Origin of the sequence: Burkholderia sp. LMG 13014, assembly GCF_905232215.1 — a bacterium.
GTDB lineage: Bacteria > Pseudomonadota > Gammaproteobacteria > Burkholderiales > Burkholderiaceae > Burkholderia.
This window is the reverse complement of record NZ_CAJNKE010000618.1, coordinates 1-3,377: the sequence shown is the minus strand read 5'-3', so window position 1 is coordinate 3,377 and position 3,377 is coordinate 1. Positions and strand designations below refer to the sequence as shown.

Here is a 3,377-nt window from a genome sequence, read left to right as displayed (position 1 = left end):
CGCTGTTCGCGAGCGGTCAGGCGCGCGACACGGTCGCGCTGTGGTGCGCATTCTTCATGTGCCTGCTCGCCGTGTATGCGGCGTTCAGCTGGCTGCCGACGATGCTGGCGGCGAGCGGGCTGAGCGTGTCGGTCGCGGGGACGGGGCTCACCGCGTACAACCTCGGCGGCGTGATCGGCGCGCTGCTGTGCGCATGGACGATCGCGCATGCCGGGTCGCGCTGGCCGCTCGTACTGTGCAGCATCGGCGGCGCGGCGAGTGCGGTGTGGCTGATGGGTGTCGATGCCAGCCGCCACACGGGCTGGCTGATCGTCGGGCTCGGCCTGCACGGATTGTTCGTCAACGCGGTGCAGTCGACGATGTATGCGCTCTGCGCGTACATCTATCCGACGGCGGTGCGCGCGACGGGCACCGCGAGCGCGCTCGCGTTCGGCCGGCTCGGCGCGATCCTCAGCGCGTTCGCGGGCGCGGTCGTGATCACCACGGGCGGCGCCACGGCCTATCTGACGATGCTGGCGATCGCGATGGGGGTGGTCTGCGTCGCGCTGCTCGTCGTGCGACGGCATATTCCGCGACTGTCGCGCGCGGCGGTGCAGCCGAGCGAAGGGGAGGAACTGGCCCGCACGTCGTCATGACGGCGCGCGGGCACACACGGGCGAGTCGTGCGTTACAGCGTGGTGCGCACGTGCCAGAGCTCGGGGAACAGCACGACGTCGAGCATCTTGCGCAGGTACGGCGCGCCGCTGGTGCCGCCCGTGCCTTGCTTGAAGCCGATGATGCGCTCGACGGTCGTCACGTGACGGAAGCGCCACTGGCGGAACGCATCCTCGAGATCGACGAGTTCCTCGGCCATCTCGTACAGCTCCCAGTGCTGCTGCGGGTGACGGTACACCTCGAGCCACGCGGCTTCGACCGTCTCGTCATGCCGGGTCGGCTGCGTCCAGTCGCGCTCGAGCCGCTCCGCCGCGATCGGGAAGCCGCGCCGTGCGAGCAGGCGCACGACTTCGTCGTAGAACGACGGCGCCTCAAGCGTTGCACGCACCTGTTCGAGGATGTCGGGCCGGTGCGCATGCGGCTGCAGCATCTGCACGTTCTTGTTGCCGAGCAGGAATTCGAGCTGCCGGTACTGGTACGACTGGAAGCCCGACGACTGTCCGAGATACGGGCGCATCGCCGAATACTCGGACGGCGTCATCGTCGACAGCACGCTCCACGCCTGAACCAGTTGCTCGAGAATCCGCGACACGCGCGCGAGCATCTTGAACGCGGGCGGCAGCGCGTCGGTGCGCACCGCATCGAGTGCGCCGCGCAACTCGAACAGCGCGAGCTTCATCCACAGCTCGCTCGTCTGATGCTGGATGATGAACAGCATCTCGTTGTGATCGGGCGACAGCGGATGCTGCGCGTCGAGGATCGAATTCAGCGACAGGTAGTCGCCGTAGCTCATCGATTTCGAGAAATCGAGCTGCGCGTTGTGCCAGCCGGCATCGCCGGGCACGTGCGACGCTTCGTGCGCGGCCGGGGCCGGTTGCGCCGAATGCGCGGTGCGTGCGCCCGAGAACGGGCAGCCCGCCGGCGCGTCGCCACCGGGTGGCTGCATATGACCAGAATTCACGACTCTCTCCAGATTTGAATGACGGGGGCGCGGCGCGCGGCTCGCGCGCCGGGCAAAACCGATCAGGTCACTGCGCCGCGTTCGGCGAACTCGGGCGCCTTCCACGCGTCGGTGGCGAGGATGTCGCGCAGCGTCTCGACGGCATCCCACACATCGACGAAGCGCGTATAGAGCGGCGTGAAGCCGAAGCGCAGCACGTACGGCTCGCGGTAGTCGCCGATCACGCCGCGCGCGATCAGCGCCTGCATAACCTCGTAGCCGTGCGGATGCTCGAAGCTCGCCTGCGAGCCGCGCTGGTGATGCGCGCGCGGCGTGACGAGCTTCAGCGACAGGCCCGCGCAGCGTGCCTCGACGAGCGCGATGAACGCATCGGTCAGCGCGAGCGACTTGCGGCGGATCGCGTGCATGTCGGTCTGCAGGAACACGTCGAGCCCGCATTCGACCATCGACATCGACACGATCGGCTGCGTGCCGCACAGGAAGCGCGCGATGCCTGGATCGGGCGCGAAGCCCGGCTGCATCGCGAACGGTGCGCGGTGGCCCCACCAGCCGGACAGCGGCTGCGAGAAGTGCGCGTGATGGCGCTGCGGCACCCACACGAACGCGGGCGAACCGGGGCCGCCGTTCAGGTACTTGTACGTGCAGCCGACCGCGCCGTCCGCGCGCGCGCCGTTCAGGTCGACCGGCACCGCGCCGGCCGAGTGCGCGAGGTCCCACAGCATCAGCCCGCCCGCGTCGTGCACGAGCTGCGTGACGGCCGGCATGTCGTGCATGTAGCCGGTGCGGTAGTTCACGTGCGTGATCATCGCGACGGCCGTGTCCGCGCCGAGCGCGTCCGGCAGGTCGGCCGGGTCGTCGATCAGGCGCAGTTCGTAGTCGCCGCCGAGCTGCTCGATCAGCCCCTGCGCGATATACAGGTCGGTCGGGAAGTTCGAGCGTTCCGACACGATCACGCGGCGCTCGGGCGCGCGCTCGGCCTGGTGGCGCACCATGGCCGACAGCAGCTTGAACAGGTTGATCGAGATCGTATCGGTCACGACCGTTTCGCCGGGGGCGCCGCCGATCAGCGTCGCGAGCTTGTCGCCGAGACGGCGCGGCAGCGCGAACCAGCCGGCGGTGTTCCAGCTACGGATCAGGCCTTCGCCCCATTCGGCGCCGATCACCTGCTGCGCGCGGGCGGCCGACGCGCTCGGCTGCGCGCCGAGCGAGTTGCCGTCGAGGTAGATCACGCCATCGGGCAGGGAGAACTGGTCGCGCAGCGAGGCGAGCGGATCGTCGTGGTCGAGCGCGAGCGCATCTTCACGGGTCTTGATCATGATGTGGGGTCGTCAGTCGGGGTAATCAGGAAGCACGCGCGGGCAGCGCGCGCAGCACCGCGCGCACGGGGCTCGCGTCGAGCGTCGCGAATTTCAGCGGCAGTGCGATCAGTTCGTAGTCGCCGGGCGGCACGTCGTCGAGCACGATGCCTTCGAGGATCGCCATCCGGTGCGCACGCACGCGGTGATGCGCATCCATCGTTTTCGATTCCTGCGGGTCGAGCGACGGCGTATCGATGCCGATCAGCTTCACGCCGTGCGCGGCCAGCAGGTCGATGGTTTCCGGCGCGACCGCGCAGAAGTCGGTATCCCATTGCGCGAGCGGCGCCTGCGCATAGGTGCGCAGCAGCACGCGCGGCGGTACGCCGTCGAGCGCGGCCGCGACATCGGCCGGCTGCACGACCGGCGATGCGCCGAGGCAATGGATCACGCGGCACGGGCCGAGG

General features: G+C 69.1%; 4 protein-coding genes. 1 reads left to right on the top strand and 3 read right to left on the bottom strand.

What is annotated here, in order from left to right:
• A partial coding sequence (locus tag JYJ84_RS31970; RefSeq protein ID WP_205189952.1) for an MFS transporter occupies positions 1-635 on the top strand: 635 nt, incomplete at its 5' end.
• A gap of 32 nt (positions 636-667) precedes the next feature.
• Here the strand turns inward: JYJ84_RS31970 and kynA are convergent.
• From kynA to JYJ84_RS31955, 3 genes are all read right to left on the bottom strand, one after another.
• On the bottom strand, positions 668-1,600 hold the full coding sequence (gene kynA, locus JYJ84_RS31965; protein WP_122946138.1) for a tryptophan 2,3-dioxygenase: 933 nt from the start codon (positions 1,598-1,600) through the stop codon (positions 668-670).
• A gap of 77 nt (positions 1,601-1,677) precedes the next feature.
• Positions 1,678-2,931, bottom strand: coding sequence for a kynureninase (gene kynU, locus JYJ84_RS31960; protein WP_374102146.1), 1,254 nt, complete (start codon positions 2,929-2,931; stop codon positions 1,678-1,680).
• Between the two features lie 25 nt (positions 2,932-2,956).
• A partial coding sequence (locus JYJ84_RS31955; RefSeq protein ID WP_205189951.1) for a cyclase family protein occupies positions 2,957-3,377 on the bottom strand: 421 nt, incomplete at its 5' end.